Annotated in this window: 19 protein-coding genes; 5 read left to right on the top strand and 14 right to left on the bottom strand. The window is 49.9% G+C overall.

Annotated elements, in window-relative coordinates:
- The first annotated feature begins 215 nt into the window (after positions 1 to 215).
- The 5 genes from thiM to PUE40_RS03800 all read left to right on the top strand — a co-directional run bounded on the left by thiM (position 216) and on the right by PUE40_RS03800 (position 4,106).
- Positions 216 to 1,037 carry a hydroxyethylthiazole kinase gene (gene thiM / locus PUE40_RS03820; protein WP_277671959.1) on the top strand — a complete coding sequence of 274 codons (822 nt, stop codon included), beginning with the start codon at positions 216 to 218 and terminating at the stop codon, positions 1,035 to 1,037.
- Positions 1,024 to 1,713: a thiamine phosphate synthase gene (thiE, locus tag PUE40_RS03815; RefSeq protein WP_154554102.1), complete on the top strand. Its 690-nt coding sequence runs from the start codon at positions 1,024 to 1,026 to the stop codon at positions 1,711 to 1,713. The genes thiM and thiE overlap by 14 nt, the downstream gene beginning before the upstream one ends.
- 18 nt (positions 1,714 to 1,731) lie before the next feature.
- Entirely contained in the window at positions 1,732 to 2,529 is a 798-nt protein-coding gene (thiD, locus tag PUE40_RS03810) for a bifunctional hydroxymethylpyrimidine kinase/phosphomethylpyrimidine kinase (protein ID WP_277671958.1), read from the top strand.
- A 3-nt stretch (positions 2,530 to 2,532) separates the two neighbouring features.
- On the top strand, positions 2,533 to 3,699 hold the full coding sequence (gene cytX, locus PUE40_RS03805) for a putative hydroxymethylpyrimidine transporter CytX (RefSeq protein WP_154554104.1): 1,167 nt from the start codon (positions 2,533 to 2,535) through the stop codon (positions 3,697 to 3,699).
- Between the two features lie 95 nt (positions 3,700 to 3,794).
- On the top strand, positions 3,795 to 4,106 hold the full coding sequence (locus PUE40_RS03800) for a hypothetical protein (protein ID WP_277671957.1): 312 nt from the start codon (positions 3,795 to 3,797) through the stop codon (positions 4,104 to 4,106).
- Positions 4,107 to 4,655: 549 nt separating this feature from the next.
- Here PUE40_RS03800 and PUE40_RS03795 read toward each other — a convergent pair.
- The 14 genes from PUE40_RS03795 to PUE40_RS03730 form a co-directional block, all read right to left on the bottom strand.
- Positions 4,656 to 5,039, bottom strand: a complete 384-nt coding sequence (locus PUE40_RS03795; RefSeq protein ID WP_277671956.1) for an alpha/beta fold hydrolase — start codon at positions 5,037 to 5,039, stop codon at positions 4,656 to 4,658.
- Positions 5,040 to 5,278: 239 nt separating this feature from the next.
- A complete protein-coding gene (locus PUE40_RS03790) occupies positions 5,279 to 5,587 on the bottom strand; it encodes an alpha/beta fold hydrolase (protein ID WP_277671955.1) in 309 nt (102 codons plus the stop codon).
- A 75-nt stretch (positions 5,588 to 5,662) separates the two neighbouring features.
- Positions 5,663 to 7,243 (bottom strand): cardiolipin synthase, encoded by a 1,581-nt coding sequence (cls, locus tag PUE40_RS03785; protein ID WP_277671954.1) that lies wholly within the window; start codon positions 7,241 to 7,243, stop codon positions 5,663 to 5,665.
- Between the two features lie 62 nt (positions 7,244 to 7,305).
- The gene (locus tag PUE40_RS03780; RefSeq protein ID WP_154554108.1) at positions 7,306 to 7,500 is read right to left on the bottom strand and encodes a hypothetical protein; all 195 of its coding nucleotides are present in this window, start codon (positions 7,498 to 7,500) and stop codon (positions 7,306 to 7,308) included.
- Positions 7,501 to 7,530: 30 nt separating this feature from the next.
- Positions 7,531 to 8,052, bottom strand: a complete 522-nt coding sequence (gene nrdG, locus PUE40_RS03775) for an anaerobic ribonucleoside-triphosphate reductase activating protein (RefSeq protein ID WP_154554109.1) — start codon at positions 8,050 to 8,052, stop codon at positions 7,531 to 7,533.
- A gap of 58 nt (positions 8,053 to 8,110) precedes the next feature.
- Positions 8,111 to 10,282, bottom strand: coding sequence for an anaerobic ribonucleoside-triphosphate reductase (gene nrdD, locus PUE40_RS03770; protein ID WP_277671953.1), 2,172 nt, complete (start codon positions 10,280 to 10,282; stop codon positions 8,111 to 8,113).
- A 226-nt stretch (positions 10,283 to 10,508) separates the two neighbouring features.
- Positions 10,509 to 11,060 carry a tRNA 5-(aminomethyl)-2-thiouridylate-methyltransferase MnmM gene (gene mnmM / locus PUE40_RS03765; RefSeq protein WP_277671952.1) on the bottom strand — a complete coding sequence of 184 codons (552 nt, stop codon included), beginning with the start codon at positions 11,058 to 11,060 and terminating at the stop codon, positions 10,509 to 10,511.
- Positions 11,061 to 11,078: 18 nt separating this feature from the next.
- On the bottom strand, positions 11,079 to 12,134 hold the full coding sequence (locus PUE40_RS03760) for a tetratricopeptide repeat protein (RefSeq protein ID WP_277671951.1): 1,056 nt from the start codon (positions 12,132 to 12,134) through the stop codon (positions 11,079 to 11,081).
- The gene (locus PUE40_RS03755; protein ID WP_277671950.1) at positions 12,127 to 13,647 is read right to left on the bottom strand and encodes a B12-binding domain-containing radical SAM protein; all 1,521 of its coding nucleotides are present in this window, start codon (positions 13,645 to 13,647) and stop codon (positions 12,127 to 12,129) included. The genes PUE40_RS03760 and PUE40_RS03755 overlap by 8 nt, the downstream gene beginning before the upstream one ends.
- 9 nt (positions 13,648 to 13,656) lie before the next feature.
- On the bottom strand, positions 13,657 to 15,378 hold the full coding sequence (gene argS, locus PUE40_RS03750; RefSeq protein ID WP_154554113.1) for an arginine--tRNA ligase: 1,722 nt from the start codon (positions 15,376 to 15,378) through the stop codon (positions 13,657 to 13,659).
- Positions 15,379 to 15,840, bottom strand: a complete 462-nt coding sequence (locus tag PUE40_RS03745; RefSeq protein ID WP_154554114.1) for a 2-thiouracil desulfurase family protein — start codon at positions 15,838 to 15,840, stop codon at positions 15,379 to 15,381.
- Between the two features lie 3 nt (positions 15,841 to 15,843).
- Positions 15,844 to 18,225 carry an endonuclease MutS2 gene (locus PUE40_RS03740; RefSeq protein ID WP_277671949.1) on the bottom strand — a complete coding sequence of 794 codons (2,382 nt, stop codon included), beginning with the start codon at positions 18,223 to 18,225 and terminating at the stop codon, positions 15,844 to 15,846.
- Positions 18,215 to 18,697: a cell division protein ZapA gene (locus tag PUE40_RS03735; RefSeq protein WP_154554116.1), complete on the bottom strand. Its 483-nt coding sequence runs from the start codon at positions 18,695 to 18,697 to the stop codon at positions 18,215 to 18,217. Before PUE40_RS03735 ends, PUE40_RS03740 begins: the two co-directional genes overlap by 11 nt.
- 39 nt (positions 18,698 to 18,736) lie before the next feature.
- Positions 18,737 to 19,519, bottom strand: coding sequence for a TrmH family RNA methyltransferase (locus tag PUE40_RS03730; protein WP_277671948.1), 783 nt, complete (start codon positions 19,517 to 19,519; stop codon positions 18,737 to 18,739).
- Positions 19,520 to 19,533: the final 14 nt, after the last annotated feature.

Below are 19,533 nucleotides of genomic sequence, written 5' to 3'. Positions count from 1 at the left end.
CCTTGCTTTTTAGCTTCCGGAGAGTATAATGAGAGAGGAATAACCGAATATCGAACGACGGGGAGCCCAATCCGGGCTGAGAGTAAGGAACGACTTAGACCCTTGACCTGATTTGGGTAATGCCAACGGAGGGAAATGGATTTGGAAGGCTGCGTCAAATTATGGCGCAGCCTTTTGTGTTTTATTCGGTCGTTCATCATGAAAGGAGAAATAAAATGTTCGAGAATTGTTTTGATCGGCTCCGCCAGCGGAGTGCTCTGGTACACAATATCACCAACTACGTGACCGTCAACGATGTGGCCAACATCATTCTCGCCTGCGGTGCCAGCCCAATTATGGCGGATGAACCGGAAGAAGCGGCGGAAATCACCGCCATCTGCACGGGATTGAACATCAACATCGGCACGCTGAATCAACGAACTATCTCGTCTATGTTTGCCGCCGGCAAACAGGCCAAAGCACTGAATCACCCGGTTCTTCTAGACCCGGTAGGTGCCGGCGCCAGCACGCTTCGCACGGATACCGCACGCAGAATTGTGGATGAAATCCATCCGGATGTGATTCGCGGAAATATTTCGGAAATTAAGACCCTGGCACAGGGAAGCGGTACCACCCAGGGCGTGGATGCGGACGTAGCGGATGCTGTGACGGAAGAGAACCTGGATGACAGCATCGCCTTTGTAAAATCCTTCGCCTCTTCCTGCGGCTGCATCGTCGCGGTCACCGGTGCCATTGACCTTGTCAGCGACGGCGACCGTTGCTACGTGATTCGAAACGGCCGGCCGGAAATGGGCCGGATTACGGGAACCGGCTGTCAATTATCCGGAATGATGACCGCATTCATTGCCTCAAATCCGGACAACATGCTGGATGCCGCTGCAGCGGCGGTTTCGGCAATGGGGCTGGCAGGCGAAATCGGCTGGAGCCACATGCAGGCATCCGACGGGAATTCCACCTACCGCAACCGAATCATCGACGCCATCTGCAACATGACCGGAACAGAACTGAAGAAAGGAGCACGTTATGAACTTCGATAATCTTACATCCCCTCGCAAGAGCATCCACCGGGATAACCTTCGCCGGGAGGATTTTCTCGTATACGGTGTCACCGACCGCCACTGGCTTCAGGAGGGCGAACGGCTTTCGGATGTGGTTCGTAAAGCCCTGGATGGCGGCGCAACATTCATTCAGCTCCGGGAAAAGCAGCTGGACGAAGCTGATTTTATGGCCGAAGCATTGGAAATTCAGAAGCTCTGCCGGGAATACGATGTCCCGTTTGTCATCAACGACAACGTGAAAATCGCGGCGGAAATCGGCGCGGACGGTGTACACGTGGGGCAGTCGGATATGGAGGCCGGCAACGTCCGGGAAATTCTGGGCGATAAGCGGATTATCGGCGTTTCCGCCGGAACCGTGGAAGAGGCCAAACAGGCCGAAGCGCGAGGGGCGGACTATCTGGGCGTAGGAGCGATTTTTCCGACAGACTCGAAGGACGACGCCCGTGCCCTGACCATGGATACCCTAAAAGCAATTACCGCTGCAGTGAACATTCCGGTGGTTGCCATCGGCGGAATCACGGAGGAGAATACGCTGGATCTTGCCGGAACAGGAATTGACGGCGTTGCGGTAATCAGTGCGATTTTCGGGCAGAAGGATATTGAAACCGCCGCTCGCAGACTGCTCACCGTGACCAAGCACATTGTAAATAAGTAATTTATGAAGGAGACACTTATGAAAAAGAAAACAGCATTGACGATTGCCGGAAGCGATTCCGGCGGCGGTGCCGGAATTCAGGCCGACATCAAGACTATGACCGTAAACGGCGTTTTCGCCATGAGCGCCATCACCGCATTGACCGCACAGAACACCACCGGCGTAACGGATATTCTCAATTCCACGCCGGAATTTCTGGCACATCAGCTGGATGCGGTATTCACCGATATCTACCCGGATGCCGTGAAAATCGGCATGGTTTCCTCGGCGGAGCTGATTCAGGTCATTGCCGACAAGCTTACGGAATACGATGCGAAGAACATCGTGGTGGATCCGGTAATGGTGGCTACCAGCGGTGCCCGCCTGATTTCCGATGATGCCATTGCCGTTCTTAAGGAAAAGCTGCTGCCTCTGGCACTCCTCAGCACACCGAATATTCCGGAGGCCGAAGTGCTCAGCGGAATGGAAATTCATTCCCCGGAGGATATGGAAAAGGCCGCCGGAAGAATTTACGATGAGTTCGGTTGTGCCGTGCTTCTGAAAGGCGGCCACGACCTGAACGATGCCAACGACCTGTTGTGCACCGGCGACGGACTGAGATGGTTCAAGGGAAAGCGAATCGATAATCCGAACACCCACGGAACCGGATGCACCCTTTCCAGCGCCATCGCTTCCAATCTGGCCAAAGGCATGTCTCTGGAAGATTCTGTAGATCAGGCGAAGCGCTACATTTCCGGAGCCCTGGCGGCTATGCTGGATCTGGGTAAGGGAAAAGGTCCGATGGATCACGCGTTTGCAGTGGAAGGAGAGTATTAATATATGGAGCATAAGACAAATCTATTGGAAAACGGCATGATATGGTTCGGAGCCGGCGTTTCCATTGCGGAAATTCTCACGGGAACCTATTTCGCTTCTCTGGGACTTCGGAACGCCCTCCTCACCATACTCATCGGACACCTTATCGGCTGCACCCTTCTTTTTTTCGCCGGATACATCGGCGGAAAAGCGAGAAAGAGCGCCATGGAGACCACCAAGATGAGTTTCGGACAGAAAGGCGGATTGTTCTTCGCTCTGATGAACGTGATTCAGCTGATTGGCTGGACGGCCATCATGATCTACGACGGCGCGCTGTCCGCCAACGCCATCTGGAATACCGGCATCTGGCTGTGGGCGCTGGTGATTGGCCTGCTGATCATTCTCTGGATTAAAATCGGCATCACCAATCTGGGTAAAATCAACACGGTGACCATGACTGCGCTGTTCATCCTCACACTGGTTCTGTGCAAGGTGATTTTCTTCGGGAATGGCAGTGCCGCACCGATTTCCGAAGGTGGACTTACTTTCGGAGCCGCTGTGGAGATGGCGGTGGCCATGCCCCTTTCCTGGATGCCACTGATCAGCGATTACACCAAGGAAGCGGAAAAACCTTTCGCCGCAACCCTTACCAGCTCTGTCACCTACGGCATCATCAGCTGCTGGATGTACATCATCGGCATGGGGGCAGCGCTCTTTGCAGGCACCACGGATATCTCCCTGATCATGGTTCGCGCCGGACTGGGACTGGCCGGCCTGCTGATTGTGGTTTTCTCCACTGTAACCACCACGTTCCTGGATGCCTACTCCGCCGGAATCTCTGCGGAGTCCCTTACATCTCGGATTTCCGGCAAAAACATGGGAATCTTTGTGGCCGTCATCGGAACCGTGGGTGCCATGCTGTTCCCGATGGACGACATCACCAATTTCCTGTACTTCATCGGCTCCGTTTTCGCTCCGATGATTGCCATCATGATTGCGGATTTCCTGGTAAAAGCAGATGACAGCGGCCGAGACTTCCAGTGGGTCAACCTGCTGGTTTGGCTTCTGGGGTTCTGCCTCTACCGCTACCTCATGACGGTGGACTTCGTGCTGGGCAACACCTTCCCGGACATCCTTATCACCATGATTGTGGCGCTGATTGCCCGGAAGCTGCTTCCGCAGGAGCGGTAAGCATTTGCAGGGTATTTGCGAATTATTGCGGGATAGTGTTAGGAGCTATCCCGCTTTTTAGTTTTGACATATCCGATTAGAGAGGATGATTTATAATGTATACAATTAAATTGATGAATGAGTATCTTCATGGCCCTATATGGGTATACGATGAGGAAGGATTTATAAGAAGAAAATATCCATTAATCGATAACGATGATGAACTGCGGAAATTGAATGAACAGGCAAGAAATCTATATGATTCATTTTATTCATTCAATGAAGATGATAGCGCATGCGTTTTTGATGAGGATGGATATAAAGCAGCATATGAAGAAATGATTGGTATAATTAAAAAAATAGTTCATAAGCTTCAAATGATTAATAATGATGATTTTGTTATTGAAGACTACATCACGAAGAATTAGAACAAAAGTCTAAAAATCAAAATCGCCCAGTCGTTCTAATAGGTTTCGTTTCGGGATGGAGAATCCGCGACGTTTCACCTGTGCACCGGCGGCGGCCCGGATTTAAGTCTAATAATATTGCCCAATATTCGTTCGCACAATCTCATATGCCTAGAAAATCGAAGACACTTCACGCTTTTTGACGGAAAACGCGGATTTAGCGTGAACGCAATTCGCCGCTTTTGCAAAACTCTAATTTTGAAACGACCAATTACAACTGGCGATTCACGCCAACATGGGGATTTCTTCCAAAAGGCGTGAACTTTTTTTAAAGGGTTGTTTGCACGAAGAGAATTACATGTCAAAACCGTGTATAACACAAAAAATATTCACGCTGATTAGCGCGAATTGTAAAATTAGCGTGAAGTCACCCCGAAAATCTAGGCATATTTTATTATATCTACTTATCAAATTCTAACTATCAAATGGAAACCTGTTGGAGATATTAGCATAACCCCATAGGAAAAATGGCTCTTCACTTTTGTAGCATAAAAATGAAGAACCACTTTTTTATCTGAAGATCTCTACCTGCCGGATGAACTCCTTGGATTTTTCAACGTGAATCCCGTGCCCACAGTCAAATCGAATCAATCGGCAATCCGGCAGCGCCTCCAGCACCTGATGAAGGTCTCCTTCTCCCAATGCTCCCAGCAGAATTCCATCCGAACTGACATCCGCTTTCGCCTTCATAAACATCGTTCGGCAATGGATATTTCGAAGCAGTTCTTCATGGAGGATTCCTGCATGAAAGGAATCCGTATAGAATGCTTCGCCAAAGCGGGGATCGTACCGATTCATACCTTGAAAACCGGCCAATGCCGCCTTTGGCCAAAACGGAACCCGGAGATTCTCGTCCGGATTCTTTTGGCGAAATTTTGCGGCCATTCCAATCATTTTTTCTCGTATCTTTTCCCTGGATTTCTCCGGAAAAAAGTTCCAAGCGTACTGATGTGAAAAATAATACAACACAAAATCCGATGTTTCCGTTTGCGTCAAAAACTCGTGGCAGACGGTTGATAGGTCCACGAAATTAAATGTACTTTTCCGTCGCTCTCCCTGGGATGAAAAAAAAGGCGGATCTTCCAATATCAGATTTCGGCAAAGATTGCTGTGAGATGCCACGTATGCCGCAATCAGGCCACCGGAGGAATGCCCAGCAGCGAAACCGGTTTTTCGATCTCATTTTGGATAAAATCAATTACGGCATTTCCAATGTCCACTACATTATATTTCGATGCATCATGCAGACTGCCGCCATGTCCGTAACAATCAACGGCATACACATGGTATTTCTTTGCCAACTTTGGCATGACCTTAAAAAAGCTCTCCGAATCCACCCCTTGCGCATGAATCAGCACCAAGGGCGGATTATCACTGCAAATTTCATAATATTTTAAATAGATATCATCCTTTTCGTAAACCGAGCTCAAGATTTTTTCCATACCGATACCTCCTAAAATCAAAGACGCAACATAATCCGTATTCTCCCGGATTACATTGCGTCTCAGCTTCTATTTTTACAGTAACGAGGAGAACAACCGAAGAATGCTGTTCCAGCCTCTCTGAAGTAAATTCCGTGTTTTTTTGTACTTTTTCGTCACTTCCATGCACAGCGGAAAACAGTGTTCGAAGTCCGCTTTCATGTCCTGCACCGCTTTGCAGTTGGTGAACAGGACGCCGTCTTCAAAGTGATGATAGAGACTTCGGAAATCGAAGTTGATGGTTCCGCACAGCGCCACACGGTCATCCGCAATGAGCTGCTTGGCGTGACAGAAACCCGGCGTGTACTCAAAGATTCGCACCCCGTCTTGAACCAGCCGCTGGTAGTAGGAACGGGTCACCGTATAGATGGTCCGCTTGTCCGGAATTCCCGGCGTGATAATCCGAACGTCTACTCCTCGCTCTGCCGCCAAGCCCATCGCCCGGTTCATTTCATCCGTAATCACCAGGTATGGCGTAATAATCCATACATAGCGTTCTGCGGAAGAAATCGCATTGAGGTACACGTTCTCGCCCACATGCTCCGAATCCAGTGGCGTATCTCCATAGGGCTGAATCAGTGCCCCCTCTTCCTTCTGAGTGTACTCCAGCTCCGGAAAGAAAGGTTCGTAATCCTCATCATCCTTATCCTTCGAGCGGATGGCATTCCACATCTCCAGAAACATCATGGTGAGATTACGCACCGCATTTCCGGTGATTTTTACGCCCGTATCCTTCCAATAACCGTACGGATGGGTGATATTGAAATACTCGTTGGCCAGGTTGTAACCGCCGGTAAATCCCACCTTGCCGTCCACTACCGTAATCTTCCGATGATCTCGGTTGTTGAGGAACACGTTCACCAAAGGGATGACCGGGTTGAACACCCGGCACTGGACTCCGCGGGAACGCATCTCCCGAATAAAGTCCGTGTTGATGAAAGCGATGCTGCCGATATCGTCGTAGAAAATTCGCACATCCAGTCCTTCAGCCGCCTTTTCCGTAAGAATCTCCTTGATTTCCGCAAAGGATTCGGCATTCTCAATGGCATGATACTCCATAAAGATGAATTTTTCCGCCTTTCGAAGCGCATCTTTCTGCGCCTCCAAGGCATCCGCTGCACAGGAAAAGAACTCGATGTCGCTGTCGTCGTATACCGGAAACGGGGCATGCCGGGCGATGTACCGGGACATATTGGCCACGGTATGGTTCTTCTCTTCCATTTTCTTTATGACTTTTGGGTCCTGCCGAATGTACGGAAACAGGCGCGCATCGATATCTTCAAAACGCCGCCGCATTCGCCAAGAGGATCCGTTCAAACCCACAATCAGGTAAATCATGGTCCCGGCAATGGGAAAGGTTAGCATCAAAATAAACCACGGCATCTTCATGGATGCCGTTTTGTTCATGCTAAACAGGGCAATGCAGAGAAGCAATGCCGCCATGCGGGCTACCTGATCCACCCATTCATAATTTTTTTCTATTTGAACCAGTACCAGATACAAAAAATAGCATTGCAACAAAATCGCCACGGCCACCAGAAAAACGCGCATGATGCTGTTCTTGGTCGCCGACTTTTTCTCTTTTGTCGCCGGTTTAATGGATGTGTAATTATTCATTCTTCATTTCTGTCCATCTCGTGGCGAAGGAGCCCGTTCCACGCCCTTCTGCCAAATCAAATCTACTTCGTGTCGTTTTCCTTCTCGTCTTCCGATAACGCCGAATCCTCTTCGGCCAGGAAGGCATCCCCCACTTTCTTCGCCGCAGCGATTAATGCGATGCCGCCGCCCAATCCTACGGCCAGCATTCCCAGAACTGCTTTACTCAGACTCTCTGCCCGCTTCTCACCCTGCGGTTTCGTATTTTCCTTACTCATAGAGATCCTCCTTTCACTGCCGTAAAAGTTCTATTCATTCCATAGTGTAAGCGTACCACATTCCCGTGTTAAGTTCAAATCGATCAAACGCTGATTTTCGGAACCCCGGAAACGCAAGGAAATATTCTTTTTGCTTTTATCAAAACGTCCGTCCACCAATACATCAATCAGCGACAGCATTTCCTCGGTGGCTTCGCAGTGACAATGGGTGCCTTCCGTTTCCAGCATTTCCAGGGTGAATCCGGTGAAGCACCAGATGCTCTTCTCCGGATATTTCCGGCGCACCTTGCGGAGAAAATCCACCAGCACCCGCTGATTCTCCGGCTCGAAGGGTTCTCCCCCCAGCACCGTCAGACCGCAGATATAATCCGGCGCCAGCATTTCCAGAATCCGGTTTTCCGTCTCCTCCGTAAAATCATTTCCGTAGTTAAAGTCCCAGGTTTCCGGCTGAAAGCAGCCTTCACAGTGATTCGTGCATCCGGAAACGAACAGGGACACCCGTACGCCAATGCCGTTTGCAATATCACAGTTTTTTATTTCACCGTAATGCATTTTTTCCTCCTAGCAAAATCGGCCGCTCCTAGGAGTGGCCAATTTCTTTTTATCATCATTACAGATGCAGTACACGATCCTTAATTTCCTGAGTCCGGCCCTGATTCCAGAACTGGGTACCGATGTAACCGCAGGTTCTGCGAGCCACGGACATCAAGTCCTGATTTCGGTTGCCGCAATTCGGGCATTCCCATACCAGTTTGCCGTCACTGTCCTCTACAATCTTAATCTCGCCATCGTAACCGCAGGCAGCGCAATAATCGCTCTTGGTATTCAGCTCTGCGTACATGATGTTGTTGTAGATGAACTTCATCACTTCCAGAACGGCCGGAATGTTGTTCTGCATGTTCGGAACCTCCACATAGCTGATGGCTCCGCCCGGAGAAAGCTGCTGGAATTCCGCTTCCTTCGCCAGCTTGCTGAAGGCATCGATTTTCTCCTCTACATGGATGTGATAGCTGTTGGTAATGTAGTTTTTGTCCGTTACATGCGGGATGATGCCAAATCGTCTCTGCAGGCACTTCGCAAACTTATAGGTGGTGGACTCCATCGGCGTTCCGTATACGGAGTAGCTGATGTGTTCCGCCGCCTTCCAGTATGCACACTTATCGTTCAGGCGCTGCATTACGTCCAGAGCGAATTTTCTTCCCTCTTCTGTAGTATGGCTCTTTCCAATCATGCGATAGCACATCTCAGCCAGTCCGGCATATCCCAGAGAGATGGTGGAATAACCATTGTACAGCAGCGGGTCAATAACTTCCCCCTTCTTCAATCGGGAGATTGCACCGTACTGCCACAGAATCGGTGCCACGTCCGACGGCGTTCCCAGAAGGCGCTCGTGACGGAGACGCAGTGCCCGGTGGCACAGCTCCAGACGATCGTCCAGGATTTCCCAGAAGCGGTCCATATTTCCGTCGGAGGAACAAGCCACGTCCACCAGGTTGATGGTAACCACACCCTGGTTAAACCGTCCGTAGAATTTATGCTTGCCGTTCGGCAGCAACTGATTGTCCTCCACCGTCAGGAAGGAACGGCATCCCATACAGGTGTATACCTCTCCCTTCTTCAGTTCCTTCATCACCTTGGCAGAAATGTAATCCGGCACCATTCTCTTTGCGGTACAGGTCGCTGCCAGTTCTGTCAGATGCCAATACTTGGAATCTTCCGTGATATTATCTTCGTCCAGCACGTAGATCAGCTTCGGGAATGCCGGTGTAATCCACACGCCCTTCTCATTCTTGACGCCCTGAAGTCTCTGACGGAGCACTTCTTCGATGCACATCGCCAAATCGTCTCTCGTCTGTCCTTCCGGTACCTCGTCCAAGTACATGAACATGGTAACAAAAGGTGCCTGTCCGTTGCAGGTCATCAAGGTAATCAGCTGATACTGAATGGTCTGAATACCGTTCTTCACCTCTTCCCGAAGGCGGCGCTCGGTAATCTTGTCGATGATTTCGTCATCCATGGATTCGCCGCAGGCCTTCCGGTCCGCAATCACATGCTCCCGGAGTTTTTTCCGGCTGATATCCACGAATGGCGCCAAATGTGCCAGGGAGAAGGACTGTCCTCCGTACTGGTTGCTGGCTACCTGTGCGATAATCTGGGTGGTAATGTTGCAAGCGGTATAGAAGCTGTGCGGCTTCTCAATCATGGTCTCACTGATAACCGTGCCGTTCTGCAGCATATCCTCCAGGTTAATCAAATCGCAATTGTGTTCCTTCTGTGCATAATAATCGGAATCGTGGAAGTGAATGATTCCCGCTTCATGAGCTGCGGTAATCTCTTCCGGAAGAAGAATTCTCTTGGTCAAATCCCGACTCACTTCTCCGGCCATGTAGTCTCTCTGTGTGGAGTTGATGACCGGGTTCTTGTTGGAATTCTCTTGCTTCGCTTCCTCATTGTTGCATTCAATCAAGGAAAGAATCTTGTCATCCGTGGTGTTGGACTGACGAACCAGGGAACGGGTATACCGATAGGTAATGTACTGCTTCGCAACCTCGTAGGCTCCGTGCTGCATGATGGCCTGTTCCACGAAATCCTGAATCTCTTCCACCGCCGGAGAACGTCCCAAGTCATCACAGGCAACGGTCACGCTCTCTGCAATTCGGCGAATCTGCACCTCGGTCATTCTTTTCTTTTCCGGCACCTGACGGTTGGCCCCCTGAATGGCATGGATAATCTTATCGATGTCGAATTCTACTTCCGCTCCGTTTCTCTTGATTACGTTCACGACAATCTCCTCTTTTCTTTCGCATATATATGTACCATTTTAATAAGCACTCTATATGTAGGGTGCTCTTCGGTACTTACTACCACAACATATTGTTTCCTTTGGTATTATATTACCCATGATGTTGTATGTCAATTGTTTAAATTCCCTATATTTCGCGTTCTTTTTTTTAAACCCAATAACGGCACGCTTTTACGCACAATACGGGCAGAAAAAATATTTTTTTCTATCGATTTCGGAACACGAAATGCTGCACCGGTGTCTTCGCGCTGCGATTGGTCTGACGCAAGGTCAACACCTCAAAAACACTCCCGGGCAACGCTTTCAGATATTCTTCCACCGCAGCCGCCTCTCTTGCGCCTTCCGGATGGCCGGGATAGGCCACGACGGAGATCACGCCTTTGGGTAAAACCAATTGGCAGGCCTGCTCCAGCGACCGCAGGGTCTCTTCTGTTTTTGTGGTAAGATCACAATCCCCGCCGGGCAGATATCCCAAATTGTACATGATAAGCCGGGCCTCCGAAACGTATTTCGACAGATTCACATAGGAGTCCCCGTGTATCCTCACCCTTGGATTCTCCCGGAATTTCTCATGCAGCTCGTTGATTGCTTTTACCTGTATTTCAAACGCGTGCACCGCACCCTTTTCTCCCACGCACTCAGCCAAAAAGAGCGTGTCCAGTCCATGTCCTGCGGTGCAGTCCACGGCGACATCGCCCTTTCGGATATACTCTCGGAGAATTCGGTGCCCTCGCTCAGTGATAGAGAGTCCGAACATGATTTCCTCCCGGTTCAATTATTCTTCATTCTGCTCCCGGGCTTCTTCTTCCATTCCCTTCTGGACTACCCGGATTTTCTCAATGTACTTCTCAGCGTTCTTCCAATCCCCCAGAGACTGGAAGACTTCCACCAGCTCCGTCATCACCTGGATGTTGCTCGGACTCAGGCGAAGGGCATGCTTGTAGGCTTCCACGGACTGTTCCCCTTGTTCCATGCCGGCATAGGCCACGCCCAGGTAATACCAAAGCGGCCACCATTCGCTGTATTGTTCTTCATACAAGGTCAAAACGTCAATTCCGTGCTGGAAGTCCCCGGACAGGATTCGGTTCACCGCATGCTCGATTTCCACCGCCTGCTCCATGGATTCCAGGCGATTCCCGATTTCTTCTCGCATCTCCTGCATCTCATCTGCCGGAATCGGATCCATGGAGGAATCTCCATCTTCCTTTCGATCCCGACTGAGCTCCATGAACTCCTGCCAGGTAATCTGAGCTTTCGTGTACTGCCCCATGTTGGCATAGCTGTAGCCCAGAAAATAATATCCCATATCGAAGTCCGGATGGCGGATGGTCAGCTCCTCGAAAATGTCAAAGGCCTGCGCTTTGAACATTCCCACGTACGCCTCCTCGAGATCCTCCCGGTTATATGCATCGCTGCAGGCTCTTCCGTAAAGGTACAGGGCATCCCGGCTTCCCGGATTCAGCTGAAGGGCGGTTCGGAAATAGATGCAGGCCATCTCGTAATCGCCGCTGCCACCGGCTTTCGCTCCCTCGGAAATCAGCACTTTCTCCGCATTCTCTCCGTACATCCGACGAAGACAAGCCCGGTACGCTTCCGCATACCGAAAATCCGGATCCGCACCGATGACCCGAGCCATGCCCATGGCAATGGTCAGATTCGTGAAATTATCCGTCGCATCTCCCGTAATGGGCACCGGAATCCCGGTAAGAATATCCTTCAGATTGCCGGACTCCAAAAATCGTTCCGAAAGCTCATCGAAAAGCAAATCTTTATTCTTCTCAATGAGAAACGAACGTATCTTATCCGATAAATCCAACTCCATATTATGCATTAATGTCCCATCCCTTTCGATCGAATATTTTTACTTTCTCATAAGAAAGATTCTGTTCCATGTCGCTGTGAAGAATTTCCTGGAGAACCGGCAGCTTCAGCGTCTCATTCGTGGTATCGTAAAGCTCCGTCGCATACGCATAAAGAATCCGATAGAGATTCTCTTCCTTGTACATCATCTTCTCCATCTGATTCTTGGAAATATAGGCCTCCAACCCCTCCAGGAATGCGTACGGCTTCATCCGTCCGTCCAGCAGAATCTTCTGAATGGACTCTTCGAAGCCCCCGCTGTTCACGAACAGATTCAGAAGCTTTCCGATATTCTCGATTCGAATCAATTCCGTCGCCGGCATAAAATCATTTGCGATAACTTCATAAGGTGCCCGGCTCTGATAAGCATAACCGTACTGCTGGGCGTTTCTTCGAAGCTCTGTTCCCCGTTTCAGACGAAGCACCTTCAATTCCATGCGCGATGCCTTCAGATCAAAAATCTTATTAAAGGAACGAGCGAACAGCGCCGGCGTCTCACAAGGAAGTCCGGCCCGAATCACCGTTGTAATCTCAACAGTTCCGTATTCCTGAAGACGGGATACGTTATACATCAGCTGATAGATGTTCGCCTTTCGTCCGGCTGCCGCCAGCGCCTCCGCATTGGTACTTTCCACATCGACATTGAATCGGAATTGACCTTCCCGGGCTGTTCCCAAAAGGCGCACGGTTTCCTCATCCAACAGATCTCCGTTTACATCAAATTCAAACGTGGTGATTCCGTTATCGTTGCTGATCAGATACTCCCAAATGCGATAGGCTCGGTCCCTGCTGTAATTAAACCATTTGTCCACGAACACGACACGCTGTACGTTCTTCACCAGAAAATACCGAAGTTCCGTACAAATCCGATTCAACGGCAAAGAGCGAATCTTTCCCGGATAGTATTGAGAATAGCCGCATCGATCCGGACACCCTCGGAAACTTTCATAATATGCTGTATCGCTCGGCTCCAGTTCCATGTTTTCATACGGAAACGGAAGTGTCTCGAAATCCACCGGTGCCGCCATCGGATTCACCTGAATCCGGTCATCCTGACGATATGCTAGGCCGGCAATATTTTCAAAATCAAACTCGTAGGTAAAAATCGTCCGAAGGAATTGGTACATCACCGATTCCGGTTCGCCTCGGAATACGTAGTCGATTTCCGGGTGCTGTTCCATGAACTCCCGGGTACCGAAGCTGACCTCCGTTCCGCCCATCACCATAATCGATGTCGGAACGGCTTTCTTCACCATCTCTGCGACTTCTGCAACCTTATCCACATTCATCATATTGCAATGGAAATATACAATATTGTATTCGCCCCGAAGGATTTCCCGGAAAATATATCCCACATGATCTGTGGATTCATATTCCACCACATCCGTCTGGCACGGCGCCTCTTCCACAACACTGTAGAGGTACTTCATTGACAGCTTCGTGTGAATGCAATCATTTTGAATTGTTGTAAGAAGAAGTCTCATGGATATCACCTACATTCTTTCCGGCGCTTTGATGCCTAGAAGGTTCAAACAATTTGCAATAACGATGCGAGCCGACTCTACCAGAGCCAACTTCGCCACTTTCTCATCTTCATTGTCCACCAGGATGTGTTCATCGTGGTAGAACTTATTGAAGCTCTGTGCCACATCCACCAGATGACGGGTCAAAATGGACGGTTCATATTTATCCGCTGCATCCAGAATGATCTCCGGTACGCGGTAAATCAGCTTAATCAGGTTATACGCACTGTCGGATGTGATGTACTTCGCATCGAAATCCCCCTTGCGAATCCGTGCCATTTCCTCCTCGGTGGCATTGCGGAGGACGCTGCAAGCTCTGGCATGAGTGTACTGAACGTACGGACCGGTCTCACCGTCGAAGTTCAGCACCTTGTCCCAATTAAATACATAATCCTTGATGCGGTTGTTGGACAGCTCCTGGAAAATTACGGCACCGATACCGACTTCCTTTGCCACTTCGTCCACATCGATTCCCTGCGGATTCTTCTCTTTCATGATTTCCGCAGTCTTCTGAACCGCTTCGTTCAGAACATCTTCCAGGAATACCACGTTGCCCTTACGGGTGGAGAGGGTAGCGCCGCCTTCCAGGCTTACCAGACCGAATGGGATGTGGATGCAGTCTTTCTGCCATTCTTTTCCCATCAGCTCCAGGACCTTCTTCCACTGCTTAAAGTGGAGGTTCTGCTGAGATGCTACCACGTAGATGCACTTATCGAAGTTGTAGTGCTCTTTTCGATAAATCGCTGCGGCGATATCTCTGGTTGCATACAGGCTGGAACCATCGGACTTGGTGATGATTGCCGGTGTCATTCCGTACGGCTCCAGGTCTACAATCTGAGCACCTCTAGATTCTACCAGCAGCTTCTTTTCCTTCAGTTCTTCGATAACCGCCGGCATCTTATCGGAGTAGAAGCTCTCTCCGGCATAGGAATCAAATGTGATTCCCAGCATATCATACACGCGGTTGAATTCCTGCAGGCTCAGTTCCCGGAAGCGCTTCCAGAGACGAACCTCTTCTTCCTCGCCATTTTCCAGTTTCACAAAAGCTTCTCTCGCCTCGTCGTCCAAAGACGGATCGTTTTCTGCCTCCCGGTGGAAACGGGTGTAGTACCCCAGCAGCGCCTTGATTGGATCCTTTTCCAGTTCCTCTTCACTGCCCCACTTGCGGTATGCCACAATCATCTTGCCGAACTGAGTTCCGTAATCTCCCAGATGGTTGATTCGAATCACGTCATAGCCGATTTCATCGTACAGCTTGTAGATTGCATTACCGATAACGGTACTTCTGATATGTCCGATATGGAACGGCTTTGCGATGTTCGGGGAAGAGTATTCCACGATTACCGGGCGATGCTGTCCCACTTCCGATCTGCCGTAATCCTTGCCCTGAGTCAGCACATCCTCCGTCAGAGTCTGCGCATATTCCTTCTTATCCAGGAACATGTTCACATAGGCATTTACCGGCTGAACCTTTTCAAAAATGCCGGCACCTTCGATTCTTGCAGCCACATCCTGTGCAATCAGCGGCGGTGCTTTCCGCAATGTTTTCGCCAAACGGAAGCAAGGGAACGCATAGTCTCCCATCTTGGTGTCTCCCGGAATTTCAATCCACTCCAGGATTTCCTCCGGTGTCATATTCAACGCTTCGTCTTCTGCAATAATTTCAGCAATTTTCTTTTTGTAATCGATCATTTACTGTTCTCCGTTCTCTCTAATTACATTTTCTGTTCCTGCGGGAATCTCGTTTTCCCGAAGCAATCGGGCAAAAATACCATCCCCCGGGATTAAGGTCCCGTCAAAATGGCCGTTGTAAATCTGCCCCACGCCGCAAGAAGGACTTCTCGCCTGAAGGATGGCCCCTTCCAGGGCTTCCCCCATCTGTTCAGCAGCTTTCTGCGCATCCCGGAAGCAGATCGCCGCTCCCCGGACGTATTCGGCGGTAACGTCCACACCGTTTCGGTTCACCACTCGGCATTCTCCGTTCTGTTCCACGATTTCCGCCGGAACCCGCGGAGTGGGAAGCCCCCCGGCACATTCCGGACACACGCCGAAATAAGAATGTTCATGTGAGAATTTTACCACATCTTCCGAGCGATTGTTACCCCCATTATACTTGCAGTTCTCTCCCAGAAGACATTTACTGATAATATACATGCATTACTCCTTCAGCTCTACCACCGTCGCACCTTCTCCGCCCTGATTGTACGGAGCACCTTTAAAGCCCTTTACGCATCGGTTGTGTTTCAAGGCATCCCGCAGTCCCTTCTTCAGAATACCTTCTCCTCGGCCGTGAACCACCGTCACGCTCCGCAGACCTGCAAGGTATGCATCGTCCAGATATTTCTCCATTTCCATTCGAGCATCATCCAGATTTTTTCCAATCAGATTGATGCTCATCGGCACACTTCGCGTCTTCCGAGTCTTGATCTGATTATACTGTCTCTTCTTTCGCTCCTTGTTTCCGGCCTTTTCGCTCTCAATCAGCATCAGGTTTTTCACGTTCACGCCGGTCTTCAAGGCGCCGATCTGCACCATCAGGTTTCCGCGATTGTCCGGAAGGGATACCACCTCGCCATTTTGATTCAGCGACATCACCTTCACCCGCGTTCCGATTTTCAGCTGATCCGGGCGAATCGGCTTTCCTTCCTTCTCTGCCGGAATTGCCGCCGGCTTATCCCGGTACTTCTTTTCGGCTTCCCGAAGTCTCCGCCGGCTTTCCGCCACTTTGTTCACCTGGTGACCCTTGGATTCGTCCTTCATCCGCTTCAGCTCTTCCCGGATATCCTCCACCGTGTCCTCGGTTTCTTTTAGGATGCCTTTCGCCTGATTTCGAGCATCCTCCAGGATTTTCGCCTTCTCTTGCTCGGCCAAGCGAATCTGAGCTTCCGCTTCCTGCAGCCGCTGCTCCGCTTCCTCCTTAATCCGATTGGCTTCCTCGGTAATCCGTTCCGCTTCTTTTCGCTCTTCCTCTACCCGAGTTACCGCATCCTCGAAATTCAGCTCGTTCTCTCCCAGAAGGGCTTCCGCTCTTCGGAGGATTTTATCTTCCAGACCAAGCTTTCTCGAAATTTCAAAGGCGTTGGACTTTCCCGGCAGGCCGACTCGAAGGTGATAGGTGGGAGACAGCGTCTCCACATCGAACTCCATGGATGCGTTTTCCACTTCCGGGGTACTCAGCGCATACTTCTTCAGCTCCGTGTAATGGGTAGTAGCCACCACCAAAGCCCCGCGCTTCCGAAGTTCTTCCAGCTCGGCGATACCCAGCGCCGCACCTTCTGCCGGATCCGTTCCGGAACCCAGCTCATCCAGCAGTACCAAAGATTTCTCATTTACCGTCCGAAAGATTTCCGTGATGTTCTTCATATGAGCAGAAAACGTACTGAGACTCTGCTCGATGCTTTGCTCATCTCCGATATCCGCAAACACTTCCTCCAACACCGGAAGCCGGCTTTCCTCGGAACACGGTACGTGCAGGCCGCTCTGTGCCATTAAAATAAAGAGTCCGATAGTCTTTAAGGTGACCGTCTTACCGCCGGTGTTCGGGCCGGTAATCAGGAGGGTTTTCCAATTTTCTCCCAAAGATACATTGATGGGAACCACCTTGTCCGCCGGAATCAGCGGGTGGCGGCCATGATATATTTCCAGAATCCCCTCTGTGTTCATCCGAGGCTCAAAGGCATTCATCTGAAGGGACAGCTTTCCCTTTGCGCTGATGAAATCCAGCTCCAGAAGAAGCTTCTGGTTATTGTTCAATCCGTGGAAATGTTCCGCTACCCGGCCGGAGAACATCTCCAGAATTCGGGTAATTTCTGCCTGTTCCGCCAGATCCAATTCCCGCAGCTCGTTGTTCATATTTACAACAGACTGCGGTTCGATGAATAAGGTGGATCCGCTCTGGGACTGGTCGTGGACCAATCCCGGAAACATGTTCGCATACTCCCGCTTTACCGGGATGACGTATCGGCCGTTTCGCATGGTGACAATCGCTTCCTGCAGGAATTTCTGTGCGGAAGAGGTACTCACGGTCTTGTTCAGCCGATTCCGAATGCTTTCATTCTTATTGCGAATTTCTTTTCGAATACGTTTCAGCTCCGGTGAAGCGCTGTCCGCCATCTCATCCTCCGACAAAACGCAGCGGTCGATGTCCTTTTCCAGTTCATCCACTCGTTCCAGCAGATTGCCGATTTCCTGAAGGGTCGGAATCTCCGGAACGTCTTCTGTCAGGAATGTTTTTACCTCTCTGGCAATCTGAAGACAAACCCTCACCTGCAGCAGTTCCCGCATGTTCAGCACCCGACCTTTTCGAGCCATCTTCAGAATGCGGCTCAGGTCCGGAAATGCTCCCACCGGAATATTTCCCTTATACAGAATAACGGAAACTGCTTCCGTAGTTTCCGTCTGTGCGTCCTGAATTGCATGCAGGTGGGTCATCGGTTCCAACTTTGAAATTCGTTCCTTCGTCAGTTCGGAACCGGCCTGTTCTGCAAGCATCTCCAATATTCTGTTGTATTCCAGCAGCTTAATCGTTCTACTGTTCATCTTCTTCCCTAAACTTTTTCAAGCTTCTCAGCTCATTCTTAAGGTTCACATTTTCCATCTGGAGATCGAAGTATGCATTCTCCATCTCGGTGCATTTCGCCTGAAGATTCTTGTACTTCTCGCTGTCCTGAATCTGTCTGTCGGAATCATCGTTCATCTGTTCCTTCAGATCCGTCACCTGTTTCTTCGCATTTTCCCAAAGGGTAATGTAATGCTGAACATCGTTGTCCAACTGGTGATTCTCTGTCTGAAGCTTCAGCAGAAGATCGCTGTTCTCCATCAGTTTCTCCGCAATATTAATTGCTGTCAGCACGGCACATTTGTAATTCGGATTGGAATTCAATGCCCGGCTGGTCCGTCTCAGTTCATCATCCACGAACTTGGCAATTTCCTTAATCTTATCTTCGCTCTTCTCTCCAGAAAGCACGTAATCAGCGCCACAAATCGTTACATCCGCTCTGCACTTGTCCATAGTCTGCTCCTCTGTTCTTTATCAATAACTTGTATTCTTCTATATGTTGCGCACTCGTTCGTACATCAATATGCCCGCCGATACAGCTGCGTTCAGGGACTCGATTCCACCGTACATGGGCAGCGTCACCCGTATATCCGAGGCTTCAATCAATTCATCTCCGATGCCATTTCCTTCATTTCCGATTACCAGAAAAACATCTTGTCTCAGGTCGCAATCGTAATACGGAATTCCGCCGTCCGGTGTGGTCACCGCAATGCGCTTTCCGTAATCATGTGCCAACTTCACCAGTTCCCGCCTATCGGATAAAGGAACAATCGGTACATCAAAAATCATGCCCGCTGTCGCACGAAGGACTTTCGGAGAATACACATCGCCCGTTCCCTTCATGGTCACAATTGCATCATATCCCGCTGCCACTGCGGTCCGAATGATTGTCCCGATATTACCCGGATCCTGAAGGCGATCCAGCACCACGCAATTGCTGCCCGGTCGAAAACAGTTTTCGAATTGACTTTCATCCACAACCGGTCGATCTACAATTGCCAGAAGGCCGACACCGTTTCTCGCATCCGTAATCTTCTCAAAAAGGAACGCATCCACCCGTTCTACTCGAACGCCTCGCGTAGAGAGCTCCTCCATCCAAGGTTCGGAAGGATAGATATCCGAAATCAGAAGAGCATCCATACAGATGCCCTTCTGAACAGCTTCTCGTATCAAGTTGCTTCCTTCAATAATCATCTGACCGGAAGCGTCTCTCTTTTTCTTCTGCTGTAATTTCCGAATGCGCTTAATCAGCGGATTTTTTTCTGAACAAATCACTTCACTCATAATTG

The sequence above is a fragment of the Mogibacterium kristiansenii genome, assembly GCF_029224645.1.
GTDB classification, from domain to species: domain Bacteria; phylum Bacillota; class Clostridia; order Peptostreptococcales; family Anaerovoracaceae; genus Mogibacterium_A; species Mogibacterium_A kristiansenii.
The sequence above is the reverse complement of the archived record's forward strand: the minus strand, read 5'-3'. Positions and strand labels throughout refer to the sequence as shown.